Genomic DNA, 16,835 nt, shown 5'->3' with positions numbered 1-16,835 from the left:
GGGACGATTGCCCACACGAGGGTGGGGCGGCGGACGAGGGGGCGTGGGCGCCGCCCCGGCGGAGCGGGCACCGACCACGGGCGGGGGGTAGGGCCCCCGGCGCCCGCGGCCTACAGGCGGCTCAAGGACGCCGCCGCGAAGAGGACGTCGCGGATCGCCTCGCGGTCCCCGTCCTGCCCCGCCGCCGCTTCCTCCGGTGGAACATGGCCCGCCACCAGCTGGCAGAACTCGACCCCGTCCATCGCCACCTGCGCCACCGCGTGGTCCGGCGAGCCGAGGGCTCCCGGGGAGTCCAGGGCGATGTACCAGTGGCCGCCGCCCGAGCCCTCGACCTCCAGATGGAGCGAGCGGCCGGGCGCGCCCGCCGTCACCAGGTGGCGCGGCGGGGATGCCAGGCCGGCGCGGCGCCGGTCGGCCAGCGCCGCCGGAAGCAGCCGGGCCGCCAGGTCGATCATGCCGTGCAGATGCGCCCCGCTCGGCGGCTCGTACGGATACGCCACCGCGTTCGCGATGTCGTCCGCGTGCACCCAGCACTCGAACGCCCGCTCGAGGAGCGAGTCCCGCATCGGCAGCGCGAAGTCGCCGTACGTCACCGTCAGGTCCGCGACACCCCGCCCGGCGAACGACACCGTGCGGATCAGCGTGTGGCTCTGTTCCCGCCACGGCTCGCGCACCCCGCGCGTCGGCGGATGGTACGAGCCCTGCCAGTACGTCTCCGTCCGCTCCGTCGGCGACACCTCCGTGGCCGAAGGCCCCAGCGGGTCGTCCAGACCGAGCGCCGCCGACACCAGGCCGTCCACCGTCAGCAGATGCCCGATCACGCCGGCCACCGTCGTCTTGCGGCTCACCGGGCGCTCGCCCTCGAACCACTTCAGCCGCACCGGCGCGTGCCACTCCGACTCGCCGATGTCCCGCAGCAGCGCGTCGAGCCGGGCCGTCTCCGCGTCGTACGACGTTGCCCAGGCGGGCACCGGGATACGGGCGGGGCGCCGGCCGAGACAGTTCTCCAGGACCCGGGAACGCAGCAGCGGATCGAGGTCCAGGTCCCGCTCGGAGTGCAGCAGCCCGACCGCGTCCCGCAGCCTCAGCGCCTCGTCCGCGCACGGCGCGCAGACGGTGAGATGGTCCTCGACGGCCTGGGTCTCCTCGGCCGAGCACGCGGACAGCGCCCACGCCCCGAGGAGGGACTTGAGCACACTGTGCGGCGGCACGACCGGCACGACCGGCACGACCGGCACGACCGGCACGACCGGCGGGGCGGGTTCCTCCGGCGGCTCGGGCGCGTCCACCACAGGCCGTCCCGTCAGATCCGCGTGGTCGTCCGCGGCCGACCGTGGTCCCGGTATCCACGGAGCGCGCGCGACCTCGTCCGGGTCGCCGTTCGCCCCGGTCACAGAGTGCGTCCGTAGCCGGGCGGTGAGGTCCCCTCCAGTGGGCGGGTGTTCGCGGTCGACAGCAGCTGCAGTCCGAGCCGCAGCCGGCGCCGCGCCTCGTCCTCCGTCACACCGAGGTCGGCGGCGGTCTGGCGGTAGTCACGCCGCTGGAAGTACGCCAATTCCAGCGCGGCGCGCAGCGGCGCCGGCATCGACGTGACGATGTAGTCGGCGCGGGCGGCGACCGAGGCGCGGCGCACCTTCAGCTCCAGCTCCTCCGCCGACCCCTCGCCGGTCTCCGCGTACGCCGTCGCCTCCGTCTGCCGCAGCCGGTGCACGGCCTGCCGCTGGGTCAGTTTGGCTACCCACGAGCGCATGTTGCCCTGCTTGGGGTCGTAGGCGTCGGGGTTCTCCCAGATGTAGCCGAAGACCTCGCGGGTGACCTGGTCGGCGGCGCTGTCGTCGTCGAGCACCCGGTGGGCCAGGCTGTGGACGAGGGAGGCGAATCGGTCGTAGAGCTCGCCGAGCGCGGCGGCCTCACCGCGCGCCAGCCGCTGCTGCATCCTGCGGTCCCAGCGCGGTGGTGTGTCCTTCGCCATACGAAGCCCTCCGGAGCTCTTCGGCTGCCCTCCCGACCCGAGTTCACCATCCAAAGTAATGCGCCCGACCGGCAGCGCACCCGCCTTTGTGGCAAGTACACCCTCACAGGGCCTGGTGATGGTAGAGAAAGCGTCACCTTTCATCCGGGGTGTTTCGTTCCGCCGCGGCGGGGCAGCGGGAGGAGACAGGAAGCACTGCCTCCGTTTGAAGGGCGCTAGTTGTGACGCTCCACGTCGAGGAAGACGAGCGGGACCCCTGGACCGTACTGCGCATCCAGGGCGAGCTGGACCTGGTGACGTCACCGCTGGTCCGCAGACGCGTCCACGACGCCGTCGCGGGCGGCCGACACGACGTGGTCCTCGATCTGTCGGGGGTGCTGTTCTGCGACTCCAGCGGCGTGGGAGTACTGATCGCCGCGCGCCGTCTGATGCGCTCCTGCGGCGGGCGGCTGCGGGTCGTGCTGCCCGCGCGCGGTGCCGTGGAGGGCTCGCACGTCAACCGCGTCCTCGCCGCGCTCGGCGTCCGCCGGCTCTTCGAGGTGTACGCGGACGCCACCGACGCGGTGGACGAGCTTACCCGGCCCCTGCCCGTGGACTCCCTCGTCGGACAGACCACCTCCGTGCCCGCTCAGCCCGTCCGGTCACGGAACCACGAGGCGCGCCGTCTCTCCGCGTAGCGGCTCGGCTCCACACAGCCGCCCCTCTCGGCACGAGGGCCCCCTTCGTCGTACGCTCCGCCCATGGAGCCCATGGAACCCGAGCAGGACCAGGACGCCGGACAGCTCTACCAGCGCCGGATCGCCCGCCGTTTCGCCGCCTTCGACCAGGACGGCGACGGGACGATCTCGCGCGAGGACTTCAGTACGGCGGCGAAACGCCTTCTGACGGAGTTCGCGGTGTCGTTCCGCTCCGACCGGGGACAGGCGCTGTGCGACGGTGCCGAGGCCTTCTGGCAGGGCATGGCCGGGATCGCCGATGTCGACGGCGACCAGCGGGTCAGCCGCGAGGAGTTCGCCGGCGGGGCGGTGAAGCGGCTGCACGACCACCCCGAGCGCTTCGCCGAGATCGCCCGGCCCTTCCTGCACGCCGTCCTCGCCATCGCCGCGACCCCCGCCGACGTGGAGCGCGCTCTGCTCGCGCTCGGTGTCGACACGGAGCCGGCGGCCCTGAGCGCCCGGACGCTGCCGACCGTCGCCTCCGGTCAGGTCGACGAGGCCGCGGCGGTGACCGCCTTCGCCCACTACTTCATGACGGAGTGACCCGGCTCCCGGCGTAGCGCTCGCGCAGCTTGTACTTGAGGACCTTCCGCAGGGTCTCGTTGCGAGGCAGGGCCTCCACCACCTCCAGCTGCTCCGGCAGCTTGTGGACGGAGAGGCCCTCCGCGCGCAGGAACCCCGTGACGGCCTCCAGGGTCAGGGGCTCGGCGCCCGGCGGCTGCTCGATCACCGCGCAGACCCGTTCGCCGCGCTCGGTGTCGGGGAGGCCGACGACGGCCGCGTCGCCGACCGCCGGGTGCCGGTGCAGGAGGTCCTCGATCTCCTTGGCCGAGATGTTCTCGCCCTTGCGGATGATGATGTCCTTGATCCGGCCCGTGAGGACGAGGTGCCCGCTCGCGGTCACATGTCCCACGTCACCCGTGATCAGGAAGCCGTCCTCGTCGAAGGCGGCCGCCGACTGCGCGGGGTCCAGATAGCCCCGGCAGACCGCCTCGCCGCGCAGCCGGACCTCGCCGCCCTCGGAGATCCGTATCTCCATGCCCTCGGGCGGCCGGCCCTCCGTCGTCGCCAGGTTCTCCGCGGTGTCGTCCGGCGCACCCATCGTGATCATGGGAACCTCGGTCATCCCGTACCCGTGGGTGAGCTGGCAGCCCATCTCCCGTACGACGGCGTGGTAGATCTCCGGCGGCTTCGGCGCCCCGCCGCCCGCGAGCAGCCGCAGGCTCGGGATCAGCTTCTCGCCGGGCGGCAGTTTCCGCTGTTCGGCGAGGAACATCGAGTAGAAGGCCGTGGACCCGCCCGCCACCGTCACGCCGTGCCGCCGGTACTCCGACAGCGCCTCGGGCAGCGCGAACTGCTCGAACATCACCGCCGGGAAGCCGTAGAGCAGGAGCATCACCGTGTAGTCGGGCCCGGCGATGTGCGCGTACGGGAAGGCCATCGAGCCGATGTCGTCCTCGCTCAGACGCAGCGCGTGGGCGAGGCAGGCGCCGCCCGCGATCAGGGAGCGGTCGGTGTGCAGGACGCCCTTGGGGTCGGAGGTCGTCCCCGAGGTCCAGTAGATCCACCGCACGTCGGTGCCGCTCTCGGGGGGCGGCGGCAGGACCGCCGGATCGCCGTCCGGCAGGGAGCCGTACGCCTCGAAGATCCCGCGCGCCCCGAGCCGCCGCGCCATCTCCGTGTGGTCGAAGCCGCGCCACACCCCCGGCACGGCGAAGAAGTCGGCCTTGGACTCGCGCAGCGCGAAGCCGACCTCGCGGTCCCGGTAGAAGGGGATGACCGGGGACTGTACGGCTCCGATGCGGGCCAGCGCGAAGGAGAGGACGGCGGTCTCGATCCGGGTGGGCAGCTGCCAGGCCACGACGGTGCCGGGCCGCACCCCCGTCCCGTACAGCCCGGCGGCGCACCGTTCGGCGCGTTCACGCAGCTCACCGAAGGTGAGAGCCCGGTCCCCCTGGAGGAGGACGGGCCGCTCGGGAGTGAGGGCGGCGCGCCGCTCGACCAGCTCCCAGAGGGTGCGGGAGGTGCCCAGGGTGTGTGCGGTGTCGGTCACGACGATCCCCTCTCCGTCCACAACTGACGGCCAGTCAGATTGCCTGGAGAGCGTAGAGGCGCGCCGCTTGTCGGTCCAGGGGTCCGGGGCTAGCCTGAGACCGATCAGTATCTGACGGGTCATCAGAAATGCGGGAATGGGAGAAGGTCTCATGACGGAACTTCCGCGGATCATCAGCGTCGACGACCATGTGATCGAGCCGGCCCACCTCTTCGAGACCTGGCTGCCGGCCAAGTACCGCGACCGCGGGCCCCAGCCCCTGACCGCCGGGATCGGGGAGCTCGCCTACGTCGGCGGGAAGTACCAGATCACGATGGACCCGGACGGGCCGCCGACCGACTGGTGGATCTACGAGGACCTCAAGTTCCCGTACAAGCGCAACATCGCCGCCGTCGGCTTCGACCGTGACGAGATGACCCTGGAGGGCATCACCCGCGAGGAGATGCGGCGCGGCTGCTGGGACCCCGTCGAGCGGCTCAAGGACATGGACCTCAACCATGTCGAGGCCTCGCTCTGCTTCCCCACCTTCCCGCGCTTCTGCGGCCAGACCTTCGCCGAGGCCAAGGACAAGGAGGTCGCCCTCGCCTGCGTCCGCGCCTACAACGACTGGATGGTCGAGGAGTGGTGCGGCGACAGCGGCGGCCGGCTCATCCCGCTCTGCATCATCCCGCTCTGGGACATCGACCTCGCCGTCGCCGAGATCCGCCGGAACGCGGCCCGCGGCGTGAAGGCCGTGACCTTCTCGGAGATCCCGACCTATCTGGGGCTCCCGTCGATCCACTCCGGCTACTGGGACCCGTTCTTCGCGGTCTGTCAGGAGACGGGCACGGTCGTCAACATGCACATCGGCTCCAGCAGCCAGATGCCCGCCGCCTCGCCCGACGCCCCGCCCGCCGTCCAGGCCTCGCTCAGCTTCAACAACGCCATGGCCTCGATGATGGACTTCCTCTTCAGCGGGGTCCTGGTCAAGTTCCCGAGGCTGAAGCTGGCGTACAGCGAGGGGCAGATGGGCTGGATCCCGTACGCCCTGGAGCGCGCGGACGACGTCTGGGAGGAGCACCGGGCGTGGGGCGGAGTGAGGGACCTCATCCCCGAGCCCCCGTCGACGTACTACTACCGGCAGATGTTCTGCTGCTTCTTCCGCGACAAGCACGGCATCGCCTCGCTCGACGTCGTCGGCAGGGACAACGCCACCTTCGAGACCGACTACCCGCACGTCGACTCCACCTTCCCGCACACCAAGGAAGTCGCCCTCGACCACGTCAAGGGCCTCGACGACGAGACGATCTACAAGCTCATGCGCGGGAACGCCATCCGCATGCTGGACCTGGGCATCGTCTGATGGACCTCGCGTACGACGAGAAGGAGGAGGAGTTCCGGGCCCGGCTGCGGGAGTGGCTGGCCACGGCGCTGCCGGCGCTGCCGCCGAAGCCCGACCCGCTGGACTGGCCGGGACGGCGCGCCTACGACTGCGGCTGGCAGCGGGCGCTGTACGACGCCGGGTACGCGGACGTGCACTGGGACGCCTCGCCGACCCAGCGGCTGATCTTCCTGGAGGAGACCGAACGGGCCGGGGCCCCTTATGTCGGCGCCAACTTCGTCGGGCTGCTGCACGCCGGGCCGACGATCGCCGCCGAGGGGACGCCCGAGCAGCGGGAGCGGTGGCTGCCGCCGGTGCTGCGCGGCGACGAGGTGTGGTGCCAGGGCTTCAGCGAGCCGGACGCCGGTTCCGACCTGGCCTCGCTGCGGACGAGAGCGGTGCGGGACGGGGACGCGTACGTCGTCACCGGCTCCAAGATCTGGACCTCGCACGCCGAGGTCGCCGACTGGTGCGAGCTGCTCGTACGGACGGACCCGGGGGCGGCCTCGAAGCACCGGGGGATCAGCTGGCTCGCCATGCCCATGGGCGCGCCGGGCATCACCGTGCGGCCGTTGCGGACCCTCGCCGGGTCGACGGAGTTCGCCGAGATGTTCCTCGACGAGGTCCGGGTGCCCGTCGCCAACCGGATCGGCGAGGAGAACGACGGCTGGCGCGTGACGATGGTGACGCTCTCCTTCGAGCGCGGGACCGCCTTCGTGGGCGAGGTCGTCGCCTGTCGGCGGGTGCTTGCCGAACTCGCGGGGGCGGCGCGGGAGAACGGTACCTGGGACGACCCGGTGATCCGGCGCGGGCTCGGCCGGCTGAGCGCCGAGTTCCGGGCGCTGTGGCGGCTCACCCAGTGGAACGTCAGCGAGGCGGAGGCGACGGGCGGGGTGCCGGGGATCGGCGGCTCGGTCTTCAAACTGCGGTACTCGCACGCGCGGCAGGAGCTGTACGACACGGCGGCGGCCGTCCTCGGTCCGGACGCGCTCGACCTCGGACGGGAGTGGAACCTGGACAGGCTGTCCTCGCTCTCGTACACGATCGCGGCCGGTACCAGTCAGATCCAGGCGAACATCGTGGCCGAGCGGATCCTCGGCCTGCCCAAGGGGCGGTGAGGGGTGGTGGTCTCGTGGACTTCCGGCTGACGGACGACCAGAAGGCGCTGAAGGCGGGGGTACGGGAGCTGCTCGCCGGCCGCTTCGACCGGGATGCGCTGCGGGCTTCCGTCGAACGCGGCACGCTCGACCGCGCGCTGTGGCGGGAGCTGGGGGCCGCCGGTCTCTTCGCGCTGCGGGTGCCGGAGGCGGAGAGCGGTGTGGGGCTGGGGCTGCCGGAGGCGGTGCTCGTCTTCGAGGAGGCGGGGAGGGTTCTGCTGCCGGGGCCGTTGGTGGCGACGCACATGGCGGCGGGGGTGGTTGAGGGGGCTGCCGAGGGGGAGGTCGTCGTCGCTGCCGCCGACGGCGGGCTGGTCGAGTGGCTCGACGAGGCGGACGTGGTCCTGGGGGACGTCGCCGGGGCCGTGGCCGTGCGGTCGGTGGATCCGCTCACGCCACTGCATCGCGTGCCGGCGCCTGTGGCCGTGCCCACAACGGGGGTGGCGGAGTTGCTCACCGCTGCCGAACAACTCGGCAGTGCTACGCGCACCACCGAGACGGCCGTCTCGTATGCGCGTACCCGGGTGCAGTTCGGGCAGCCCATCGGGGCCTTCCAGGCCGTCAAGCATCTCTGTGCGCAGATGCTGGTGCGGACCGAGGTGGCCCGGGCCGCCGTCTACGCGGCCGCCGTCACCGGTGACACCGTCGAGATCGCCGGGGCGAAGCTGCTTGCCGACGAGGCGGCGGTCGACTGTGCGCGGGACTGTCTTCAGGTGCACGGCGGCATGGGGTTCACGTGGGAGGCCGATGTACATCTGCATCTGAAGCGGGCCTGGGTGCGGTCCCGGCGTGGTCCGTCGAAGGCGCAGGCGGAGGAGGCGGAGGCGGCTGCCTTGTAGGCGGCCGCTCACGGAGCGTCGATACCGGGTTGTGTCCTTCGGCCGGTCCGTCACGGCCCGGAGTCGGGGTTCCGCTCCGGTACGCTCCGTGGGATGCGAGTGGTTGTGGGCCCGGATCGTCCCGGTGTCGCCGATGCGGCGGCTCCGGACCGGGCGATGCCCGCCGTTCGTACCCCGTGGAGGCGCTGGGCGCCCTCCTGTTCGACTCCCCGCAGCGTGCGTCGCACAGTATGGACCATGCGTACTCCTTCGCGCTGGAATATGCCCGAAGCGCTTGTTGCGGTGACTGTACGTCAACCATGCTGTCTCACAAGGGAATCACGGTCCGTGAGGACGTCGATGGCTGTGAGGCGCGAGGCGATGTGTCCGCCGGTTCGGATGGTGTGAGCGGTGCAGGTGCTTCAGGTTCAGTTGGAGGTCGGGCCGGACCCGGCGGAGGTGGGGCGCGCCCGGCGATGGGCGCGCTCAAGGCTCGCCGGATCGGGCATAGGGGATGACGAACCGCTGGCCGAGACGCTGGTGCTGCTCATCTCCGAACTCGTGACCAACGCCGTGGTGCACACGGGCTGTCCGGCCGTGCTGAGGATGCTGTTCGGCGAGGGCTGTCCGGACGCCGGGACGGTACGGGTGGAGGTCGCCGACACGAGCGACCGGCCGCCGCTCCCGCGTCACGCGCAGGGCGAGGACACCAACGGGCGCGGTCTGGAGCTGGTGGACGGCCTGGCCGACCGATGGGGCTGGCAGCGTGAGGGTGCCGGCAAGAGCATCTGGTGCGAGGTGGACCGCGGGGCGCCGAAGGAGTCGTCGGTGTCGACCGTCGCCACACCTACGGCTTCGGTGCACTGTTGACGGTTCGTGGCGTTTTGTTCACTCTGGGGTGAGCGATTCGACGTGAGGGGACGACGAGGGCCGCACAAGGTGCCCTCGACGAGTGCGGGTCGTGTCCAGGGTGGCGGCTCCCCCGCAGTGCTTCGCACGCGGGGGCACCCCCATTCGCTGCGCTCGTCGTGCTCGGGGCGCGCGAGTGCGCCGCCACCCGCGTCACGAATTCCTTCGACCCCTCGACCCCTCGCTTTAGAGAATCGCGACCGGGGCCACCGGTGTGCCCGTACCGCCGACGAAGGGCTCGGGCATCGCGGAGAGCAGGAACGCGTACTGCTCCCTCTGTGCACAGGCTGTGGACAGACTTTCCAGATTCCAGTTCTGACCCTGGAGCATCCCCATCTCGACAAGGTCGAGGGCGTGGACGGGCAGCCAGAGGTTCTCGATCTCGGGCGGGAAGATCTCGAAGGTGAGCGTGTCGTTGGCGACGGCGGCGACATCGCGGGCGTGGAACCACTCGGGCGTACGGATGGAGAGTCCGGGGGAGGGGAAGGCGTAGGCGTGCTTGTCCCCCGCCAGGTACTGCTGCATCTGCCCGGTCCGCACGAGGACGATGTCGCCGGCCCGGACGGTGACACGGCCGAATTCCGCGGCTTCGTCGAGGTCTTCGGGGGTGACGGCGTGGTCACCGGGCAGCCGGTCAAGGCCCTTGGCGGCGGCCACGTCGAGCAGGACGCCGCGGCTGACGATGTGGCGGGCGGTGTGGATGCCGCTGAACTCGGAGCGGCCGTGCGGGGTGATCGTGGCGGCGGGACGGCCGTTGTAGATCTTTCCGGAGTGCGAGACATGGGTCAGGGCGTCCCAGTGCGTGGCCGCCTGGAGGGCGAGGGTCACGGCGTCGTCGCTGGTGGCGACGGTGCCGGGACCGAAGAGCTCCTGGTTGACCTGGACCATGACGTGGAGGGGGTTGACCCGGCCCGGGATCATGCCGGTCTGGACGCCGTCCTGTCGGAGGTCGAGGGCGAGGGGGACGCGGTGCCCGGAACGGACGGTCGCGACGGCCCCCCGTACGACCTCGTCGGTGATCAGGTTGAGGGTCCCGATCTCGTCGTCCCGGCCCCAACGTCCCCAGTTGTTGACGCGCTTGGCGATGTCGTGGAATTCGACAGGGAGCTGCGAGGGAACTGACATCGGGGCCTCCAGGGTCTTGTTTTCCTGCATCTGACGGACCGTAGAATCCTGTCGACGAACGAATCTAACGGACCGTCAGAAAATGCGGGAAGGGGCCGGGCGTGGGGAACTTCTTGGCAGGCAAGGTCGTCGCCGTCACGGGCGCGGGGCGGGGGATCGGGCGCGCGGTCGCCCTCGCGTGCGCGGCGGAGGGGGCGAAGGTCGTCGTCAACGACTACGGCGTCTCCATCGAGGGCGGGGAGCCGACGTCGGAGGTCGCGCTGTCGGTGGTGAAGGAGATCGAGGCGGCGGGGGGTTCGGCGGTCGCGGTCGCCGACGACATCTCGACGATGGCGGGCGGTCAGCGGATCGTGGACGTGGCGCTGGCGGAGTACGGGCGGATCGACGGCGTTGTGTGCGTGGCGGGGATCCTGCGCGAGCGGATGCTCTTCAACATGTCCGAGGAGGAGTGGGACCCGGTCGTCGCGACGCATCTGAAGGGGACGTTCACGGTCTTCAGGGCGGCGTCGGCAGTGATGCGCAAGCAGGGCGGGGGGACGCTGATCGGCTTCACGAGCGGCAACCACCAGGGATCCGTGGCGCAGGCGAACTACTCGGCGGCGAAGGGCGGGATCATCTCGCTGGTGCGGTCGGCGGCGCTGGGCCTGCACAAGTACGGGGTGACGGCGAACGCGGTGGCGCCGGTGGCGCGGACGCGGATGTCGGCGAACGTGCCGATGGAGCTGAAGGAGATCGGGGAGCCGGAGGACGTGGCGGCGCTGGTGGTCTACCTCCTGTCGGAGCGGGCGCGGGCGGAGAGGATCACGGGCCAGGTGTACACGATCGCGGGCCCCAAGATCGCGGTCTGGGCGCAGCCGAGGGAGCTGCGGGCGGGGTACGCGGAGGGGGGTGCGTGGACGCCGGAACGGATCGCGGACTTCCTGCCGGGGACGGTGGGGGTGGACCCGATGCCGCTGCTGGCGCGACTGGAGGAGATGGCGCGGGCGGCGGCGGAGGGCTCCCGCCCGAACGGGTAGCCGGGGCCGTGACCCTGCCCCCCGTGTGGGCAATCGTCCCGCTGCCCCGCCCACCCCCGTGTGGGCAATCGTCCCGCTGCCCACAACTCGTCCGACGAAGGAGTACGTCCATGCGCGGTGTCGTTTTCGATGGCAAGCACGTCCAGGTCGTCGACGACCTGGTGGTTCGGGACCCCGGGCCCGGTGAGGTCCTCGTCGGCGTCCGTGCCGCCGGCCTCTGTCACAGTGATCTGTCCGTCATCGACGGCACGATCCCGTTCCCCGCCCCCGTCGTCCTCGGCCACGAAGGCGCCGGAGTCGTCGAGGCCGTGGGCCCCGGCGTCACGCATGTCGCCGAAGGCGACCACGTCGCCCTCTCCACGCTCGCCAACTGCGGCGCCTGCGCCGACTGCGACCGTGGCCGGCCCACCATGTGCCGCAAGGCGATAGGGATGCCCAGGCAGCCCTTCTCCCGCGCCGGCACCCCGCTCTTCCAGTTCGCCTCCAACTCCTCCTTCGCCGAGCGGACCGTCGTCAAGGCCGTCCAGGCCGTGAAGATCCCCGAAGACATCCCGCTCACCTCCGCCGCTCTCATGGGCTGTGGCGTCCTCACCGGCGTCGGCGCCGTGCTCAACCGCGCCAAGGTCGACCGCGGCGAGACCGTCGTCGTCATCGGCACCGGCGGCATCGGCCTCAACGTCCTCCAGGGCGCCCGGATCGCCGGTGCCACGACGATCGTCGCCGTCGACACCAACCCGGCCAAGGAGCAGACCGCCCTGCTCTTCGGCGCCACCCACTTCCTGACCTCGACCGACGGTGTACGGGACGTTCTTCCCAACGGCGCCGACCACGTCTTCGAATGCGTCGGCCACACCGGCCTCGTCCGCACCGCGATCGACCTCCTCGACCGGCACGGCCAGGCGATCCTCCTCGGCATGACCGCGCCCACCGCCGAGGCGAGCTTCCTGCCCGCGGCGATGTTCCTGGACAAGTCGATCCTCGGCTGCCGCTACGGCTCCTCCCGCCCACAGAAGGACATCGCCCTCTACGCCGAGCTGTATCGCCAGGGCCGCCTCCTCCTCGACGAACTCGTCACCGAGACCTATCCGGTGGAGGACTTCACCAAGGCCGCCGAGGACGCCGAGCAGGGGCGCGTCGCGCGGGGGGTGCTCACCCTCTAGCCCCGTCAGGACTCCGCGAACCTCAGCCCACCGCGCCCGCGCGGAACGTGCGCCGGTACGTCGTCGGGGTCACGCCGATCGCCGCCTGGAGGTGGGACCGCAGCGACTGGGGCGTGCCGAAGCCCGCGTCCCTCGCCACCTGGTCGACCGGCAGATCCGTGGACTCCAGGAGGTGACGGGCGCGTTCCACCCGCTGCTGGGTGAGCCACTGGCCGGGGCTGATGCCGACCTCCTCACGGAAGCGGCGCGTGAACGTCCGTACGCTCATCGACTCCCGTACCGCCAGGTCCCGCAGCTGGATCGGCTCGTGCAGATGGGCCAGCGCCCAGGCGCGCGCCGACGTCGTGGTCGCCGTGCCCGCCTCCGGAAGGGGGCGGGCGATGTACTGGGCCTGCCCACCGTCCCGGTGCGGCGGTACGACGGTCCTGCGGGCGACCTCGTTGGCGACGGCGCTCCCGTGGTCGCGGCGCACGATGTGCAGGCACAGGTCGAGCCCGGCGGCCACGCCGGCCGAGGTCAGCACGTCCCCGTCGTCGACGAACAGCACGTCCGCGTCGACCCGTACGTTCGGGAACAGCCGCTGGAAGTGGTCGGCCGACGCCCAGTGCGTGGTGGCCGGCCGTCCGTCGAGGTAGCCGGCGGCGGCGAGCACGTACCCGCCGGTGCAGATGGACACCAGCCGGGTCCCGGGCCGGATGTGCGCGAGGGCGGCCGCCAGCTCGTCGGTCAGCCTGCCCTCTTCGTAGACGGGGCCGAGTTCGTACGAGGCGGGGACGACAACCGTGTCCGCCGTCGCGAGCGCCTCCGGACCGTGCTCCACCTGCACGGCGAAGTCCGCGTCCGTCCGGACCGGACCGGCCTCCTGGGCGCAGGTCACGATCTCGTACAGCGGCCGGCCCTCGGCGTCCTTGGCGCGGCCGAAGATCCGGTGGGGAATGCCCAGCTCGAAGGGGAGGAGGCCGGGCAGGGCGAGGACGGCGATGCGGTGCGGCACAAGAAAGTCCTTTGTGGTCCAGACCACTTGGTGCTAGAAGTCGGATCCGTGACGACGGACAAGCAGGCGGACGGGCGAGCGGACGGACGGGCGGACATGCCGGCGGACGGACGGGCGGAGCAGTACTCGTACAAGTCCGAGGACCGGCAGCGCATTCCCGGACCCGTCGGGGCTCCGGCCCTGTGGAACCGTAACTTCCGGCTCTTCTTCGTGGCCCGGGCCGCCGCCGTCTTCGGCGAGGGCATGGTGCCCGTCGCCCTCGCCGCCGGTCTGCTCGGTGCCGGACACTCCGGCTCCTCCGTCGGCTACGCGCTGGGTGCCTGGATCGGGCCCTTCGCCCTGTTCGTCGTCGTCGGCGGGGTCCTCGCGGACCGGTTCACCGCTCGCCGGATGATGATCCTCGCCGATCTGGTGCGGCTGCCGGGCGCGGCCGTCCTCGCCGTCTCCTTCGGCGTCGGCAGCCCGCCCCTCTGGGCGGTGTACGCGCTCAGTGCCGTCAGCGGCATCGGTGCCGCGCTCTTCCAGCCGGGCGTCGCGTCCACGATCCCGCGTATCGCCCCCGACGTGCAGCGTGCCAACGCCGTCCTGCGGGTCGTCGAGTCACTGATGACGATGGCGGGTCCGGCCGCCGCCGGAGTCCTGGTCGCGCTCACCGGCGGCGCGGGCGCCGCCTTCGGCCTCAACGGCGCGACCTTCGCGGTCAGCGCGGTCTGTCTCACCCTGATGCGGATTCCGGCAGCCCCGTTCGACTCGGTGCGGCGGGGCTCGCTGCGGGCCGAGATGGTCGTCGGCTGGCGGGAGTTCACGGCGCGGACCTGGCTGTGGGGCGTGATCGCGATCTGGACGGTCTACGGATTCACGGTCGCGGGGCCGATGGTGCCGCTGACCGCGACCCTGGTGACCGGGGACCACGGCTCGGCCACGTACGGCGTGCTGATGGCCGTCGCCGGCGCGGGCAACGCGGCGGGCGGGCTCCTGGCCCTGCGGCTGCGGCCCCGCCGCCCGCTCGCGGCGGGCGCGGTCGCCCTGCTCGGCCTCCCGGTCAACCTCGTCCTGCTCGGCTCGGGAGCGCCCGTCGCGCTGCTCGGGGCGGGGCAGTTCCTGGGCGGGGCGGCCTTCGCGTTCTGGCTGGTGATGTGGTCGACGTCGGTCCAGACGCATGTGCCGCAGGATGCGCTGAACCGCATGCACGCGTACGAGGTGGCCGGCTCGCTCCTGATGATGGCGGCCGGCCGGGCGCTGGCGGGTCCGGTGGCGGAGGCCGTCGGCACGGAGGAGCTGCTGCTGGCGGGTGCCGGGATCGCTGTGCTGGTGGTGGTGGCGCTGCTCGTGGTCCGGCCGATCAGGACGCTGCCGCGGGCGTAGTCCCTGGAGACGGGCTCGGAGCGGACGGTGGCCCGATCCTTGTGAAAGCTGTCATCCGGGCCAGTGGTGGGCGTGGTCCCCGATCACGATGCTGTGTGACGTGACCCAGACAACCGAGACCCCCGCACCCGTCGGCAGGCGCTCCACTCGTACTCCCCGTGTCCACCGCGCCTGGTTCGTCGCGGCGGTCACCTTCGTCACGATCATCGGTGCCGCGGGCTTCGCCTCGCTGCCCGGCCTGCTGATCGAGCCGCTGCACGGCGAATTCGACTGGTCGCGCGGCACGATCGGCTTCGCGGTGTCGGTGAACCTCGCGCTGTACGGCCTGACGGCGCCGTTCGCCGCGGCCCTCATGGACCGCTTCGGCATCCGCAGGGTCGTCGCGGTCGCCCTCACCGTGATCGCGCTCGGGTCCTTGCTGACCGTGTGGATGACGGCGTCCTGGCAGCTCGTCCTCTACTGGGGGATCCTCGTCGGCCTCGGCAGCGGCACGATGGCGCTGGCGTTCGCGGCGACGGTGACGAACCGGTGGTTCGTCGCCCGCCGCGGTCTTGTGACCGGCATCCTCACGGCGGCCGGCGCCTCGGGCCAGCTGGTCTTCCTGCCCCTGCTGTCGTGGCTGGTCGAGAACCACGGCTGGCGCCCGGGTTCGGTGACCGTCGCCCTCTCCGCGCTCGTGATCGTCCCCTTCGTCTGGCTGCTGCTGCGCGACCACCCGGCGGACGTGGGCCTCGCACCGTACGGCGGCACGTTCGCGCCGAAGCCCGCCCCCGTCACCGGCGCGGCCCGCCGGGCCGTGACCGTCCTCCTCGAGGCGGCCCGGACCGGCCCGTTCTGGCTCCTCGCCGGCACGTTCGCCATCTGCGGCGCCTCGACGAACGGACTGGTCAGGACCCACTTCGTGCCCGCCGCCCACGACCACGGGATGCCGATCACCGCGGCGGCATCGCTGCTCGCCGTCATCGGGGTCTTCGACGTCGTCGGCACGATCGCGTCCGGCTGGTTCACGGACCGCTTCGAGGCGCGGCGCCTGCTCGCCGTGTACTACGCGCTGCGCGGGATCTCGCTGCTCTTCCTGCCGATGCTCCTGGCGCCGTCCGTGCACCCGCCGATGGTCTTCTTCATCGTCTTCTACGGTCTGGACTGGGTGGCCACGGTCCCGCCGACGATCGCCCTGTGCCGCGAGCACTACGGAGAGGACAGCGCGATCGTCTTCGGCTGGGTCCTCGCCTCCCACCAGGTGGGCGCGGCGGTGGTCGCCTTCGCGGGCGGCGCGGCGCGGGACGTCTTCGGCTCGTACGACGTGGTCTGGTACGCCTCGGGCGCCCTGTGCGCGGCGGCGGCGCTGATGGCCCTGGTGATCCGGCGCCGGGAGGGCGCGGACGTCAAGGAGCCGACGGCCGCCTGACCGTACGCCCGCGCCCGCTCCTACCGTTCCGGCCGTTCCCGCTCTAGCCGGTGAACCGGCGGAAGCGTCCCCGGTGGAAGAGCAGCGGCTCGCCGTCCGTGTCCCGGGTGCCGAGTGCCTCGACCCGGCCCACCACGATGAGATGGTCCCCGCCCGTGTGGACCGTGGCGATCGTGCAGTCGACCCAGGCAGGGGCCCCGGCGAGGCGCGGGGAGCCCGTCACCGGGGCGCCGTCGTACCCCACGCCCGCGAACTTGTCGGCCCCGCTCTTCGCGAACCCCCGGCACAGCTCCCCCTGGTCCGCGCCCAGGATGTTGACGCAGAAGACGCCCGCGTGGGCGATACGGGGCCAGGTGGTCGACGTACGGGCGACCATGAAGGCCACCAGCGGCGGGTCCAGGGACAGCGAGGCGAAGGACTGGCAGGCGAAGCCGGCCGGGCCGTCGGGGCCGGGGGCGGTCACCACGGTGACGCCGCTCGCGAAGTGCCCGAGCACCCGCCGGAACTCGGCCGGGTCGACGGGCAGCCGCTCGTCCTCCCGTACCGCGCGGAGCCGGGGCCTGGGGAGTGGTTCGACGGCCGTGGGCGATCCGGCCGACCTGAGGTATCGGACGGCGGTGGCCGCCATCCCTGCGTGTCCCATCACACCGTCCATTGAAGCTGACGATCCGTCAGATAGGAACCCTTCGGCCCACCCAGGACTCTGCCCGAGGCTCAGCCCGGCCCCGGTCCAGGACCCCGCACACGGAAGAACCCCGGGACCGGCCGTTCAGGCCCGTCCC

15 protein-coding genes and 1 pseudogene are annotated in these 16,835 nt (G+C 71.8%); 10 read left to right on the top strand and 6 right to left on the bottom strand.

Annotated features, from left to right (window positions below):
• Positions 1 to 110: 110 nt before the first annotated feature.
• Positions 111 to 1,394, bottom strand: coding sequence for a maleylpyruvate isomerase N-terminal domain-containing protein (locus ACZ561_RS17875; protein ID WP_470995645.1), 1,284 nt, complete (start codon positions 1,392 to 1,394; stop codon positions 111 to 113).
• Positions 1,391 to 1,972: a sigma-70 family RNA polymerase sigma factor gene (locus ACZ561_RS17870; RefSeq protein ID WP_376432063.1), complete on the bottom strand. Its 582-nt coding sequence runs from the start codon at positions 1,970 to 1,972 to the stop codon at positions 1,391 to 1,393. The genes ACZ561_RS17875 and ACZ561_RS17870 overlap by 4 nt, the downstream gene beginning before the upstream one ends.
• 221 nt (positions 1,973 to 2,193) lie before the next feature.
• On the opposite strand from ACZ561_RS17870, the pseudogene ACZ561_RS17865 reads away from it, so the two are divergent.
• Together ACZ561_RS17865 and ACZ561_RS17860 are read left to right on the top strand one after the other, a co-directional pair.
• Positions 2,194 to 2,559: pseudogene (locus tag ACZ561_RS17865) on the top strand (STAS domain-containing protein); the annotation flags it as partial.
• A gap of 153 nt (positions 2,560 to 2,712) precedes the next feature.
• The gene (locus ACZ561_RS17860) at positions 2,713 to 3,231 is read left to right on the top strand and encodes an EF-hand domain-containing protein (RefSeq protein ID WP_470995642.1); all 519 of its coding nucleotides are present in this window, start codon (positions 2,713 to 2,715) and stop codon (positions 3,229 to 3,231) included.
• Here the strand turns inward: ACZ561_RS17860 and ACZ561_RS17855 are convergent.
• Positions 3,218 to 4,741 carry a class I adenylate-forming enzyme family protein gene (locus ACZ561_RS17855; protein ID WP_470995639.1) on the bottom strand — a complete coding sequence of 508 codons (1,524 nt, stop codon included), beginning with the start codon at positions 4,739 to 4,741 and terminating at the stop codon, positions 3,218 to 3,220. The two genes, ACZ561_RS17860 and ACZ561_RS17855, sit on opposite strands and share 14 nt — an antisense overlap.
• Positions 4,742 to 4,892: 151 nt before the next feature.
• On the opposite strand from ACZ561_RS17855, the gene ACZ561_RS17850 reads away from it, so the two are divergent.
• The 4 genes from ACZ561_RS17850 (at position 4,893) to ACZ561_RS17835 (ending at position 8,946) form a co-directional block, all read left to right on the top strand.
• Positions 4,893 to 6,083 (top strand): amidohydrolase family protein, encoded by a 1,191-nt coding sequence (locus tag ACZ561_RS17850; protein WP_376432057.1) that lies wholly within the window; start codon positions 4,893 to 4,895, stop codon positions 6,081 to 6,083.
• Complete coding sequence (locus tag ACZ561_RS17845; protein WP_470995636.1) at positions 6,083 to 7,219, top strand: acyl-CoA dehydrogenase family protein; 1,137 nt, start codon at positions 6,083 to 6,085, stop codon at positions 7,217 to 7,219. The genes ACZ561_RS17850 and ACZ561_RS17845 overlap by 1 nt, the downstream gene beginning before the upstream one ends.
• Positions 7,220 to 7,233: 14 nt before the next feature.
• Complete coding sequence (locus ACZ561_RS17840) at positions 7,234 to 8,097, top strand: acyl-CoA dehydrogenase family protein (RefSeq protein WP_470995633.1); 864 nt, start codon at positions 7,234 to 7,236, stop codon at positions 8,095 to 8,097.
• A gap of 390 nt (positions 8,098 to 8,487) precedes the next feature.
• The gene (locus tag ACZ561_RS17835) at positions 8,488 to 8,946 is read left to right on the top strand and encodes an ATP-binding protein (protein WP_470995630.1); all 459 of its coding nucleotides are present in this window, start codon (positions 8,488 to 8,490) and stop codon (positions 8,944 to 8,946) included.
• Positions 8,947 to 9,171: 225 nt separating this feature from the next.
• Here the strand turns inward: ACZ561_RS17835 and ACZ561_RS17830 are convergent, their stop codons facing one another.
• Positions 9,172 to 10,140: a cyclase family protein gene (locus ACZ561_RS17830; RefSeq protein ID WP_470995627.1), complete on the bottom strand. Its 969-nt coding sequence runs from the start codon at positions 10,138 to 10,140 to the stop codon at positions 9,172 to 9,174.
• Positions 10,141 to 10,211: 71 nt separating this feature from the next.
• Here ACZ561_RS17830 and ACZ561_RS17825 point away from each other — a divergent pair, with 71 nt between their 5' ends.
• Positions 10,212 to 11,126, top strand: coding sequence for an SDR family NAD(P)-dependent oxidoreductase (locus ACZ561_RS17825; protein ID WP_470995624.1), 915 nt, complete (start codon positions 10,212 to 10,214; stop codon positions 11,124 to 11,126).
• 110 nt (positions 11,127 to 11,236) lie between these two features.
• Positions 11,237 to 12,286: a Zn-dependent alcohol dehydrogenase gene (locus tag ACZ561_RS17820; protein ID WP_470995621.1), complete on the top strand. Its 1,050-nt coding sequence runs from the start codon at positions 11,237 to 11,239 to the stop codon at positions 12,284 to 12,286.
• Positions 12,287 to 12,308: 22 nt separating this feature from the next.
• Here ACZ561_RS17820 and ACZ561_RS17815 read toward each other — a convergent pair whose 3' ends face one another.
• Positions 12,309 to 13,280 (bottom strand): GlxA family transcriptional regulator, encoded by a 972-nt coding sequence (locus tag ACZ561_RS17815; RefSeq protein ID WP_470995618.1) that lies wholly within the window; start codon positions 13,278 to 13,280, stop codon positions 12,309 to 12,311.
• Between the two features lie 96 nt (positions 13,281 to 13,376).
• Here ACZ561_RS17815 and ACZ561_RS17810 point away from each other — a divergent pair, with 96 nt between their 5' ends.
• Complete coding sequence (locus tag ACZ561_RS17810) at positions 13,377 to 14,645, top strand: MFS transporter (protein ID WP_470995914.1); 1,269 nt, start codon at positions 13,377 to 13,379, stop codon at positions 14,643 to 14,645.
• 88 nt (positions 14,646 to 14,733) lie between these two features.
• Positions 14,734 to 16,053, top strand: a complete 1,320-nt coding sequence (locus ACZ561_RS17805) for an MFS transporter (RefSeq protein ID WP_470995615.1) — start codon at positions 14,734 to 14,736, stop codon at positions 16,051 to 16,053.
• Positions 16,054 to 16,096: 43 nt separating this feature from the next.
• Here the strand turns inward: ACZ561_RS17805 and ACZ561_RS17800 are convergent, their stop codons facing one another.
• The gene (locus ACZ561_RS17800) at positions 16,097 to 16,696 is read right to left on the bottom strand and encodes a flavin reductase family protein (RefSeq protein WP_470995612.1); all 600 of its coding nucleotides are present in this window, start codon (positions 16,694 to 16,696) and stop codon (positions 16,097 to 16,099) included.
• Between the last annotated feature and the right edge of the window lie 139 nt (positions 16,697 to 16,835).

The sequence above is a fragment of the Streptomyces sp. NPDC039609 genome (assembly GCF_055596705.1).
The sequence above is the reverse complement of the archived record's forward strand: the minus strand, read 5'-3'. Positions and strand labels throughout refer to the sequence as shown.

Coding starts and splice junctions, on each gene's coding strand:
- ACZ561_RS17870 (WP_376432063.1), bottom strand. CDS start 1,972: ATGGCGAAGGACACACCACCGCGCTGGGACCGCAGGATGCAGCAGCGG.
- ACZ561_RS17860 (WP_470995642.1), top strand. CDS start 2,713: ATGGAGCCCATGGAACCCGAGCAGGACCAGGACGCCGGACAGCTCTAC.
- ACZ561_RS17850 (WP_376432057.1), top strand. CDS start 4,893: ATGACGGAACTTCCGCGGATCATCAGCGTCGACGACCATGTGATCGAG.
- ACZ561_RS17845 (WP_470995636.1), top strand. CDS start 6,083: ATGGACCTCGCGTACGACGAGAAGGAGGAGGAGTTCCGGGCCCGGCTG.
- ACZ561_RS17830 (WP_470995627.1), bottom strand. CDS start 10,140: ATGCAGGAAAACAAGACCCTGGAGGCCCCGATGTCAGTTCCCTCGCAG.
- ACZ561_RS17820 (WP_470995621.1), top strand. CDS start 11,237: ATGCGCGGTGTCGTTTTCGATGGCAAGCACGTCCAGGTCGTCGACGAC.
- ACZ561_RS17810 (WP_470995914.1), top strand. CDS start 13,377: ATGCCGGCGGACGGACGGGCGGAGCAGTACTCGTACAAGTCCGAGGAC.
- ACZ561_RS17805 (WP_470995615.1), top strand. CDS start 14,734: ATGCTGTGTGACGTGACCCAGACAACCGAGACCCCCGCACCCGTCGGC.
- ACZ561_RS17800 (WP_470995612.1), bottom strand. CDS start 16,696: ATGGGACACGCAGGGATGGCGGCCACCGCCGTCCGATACCTCAGGTCG.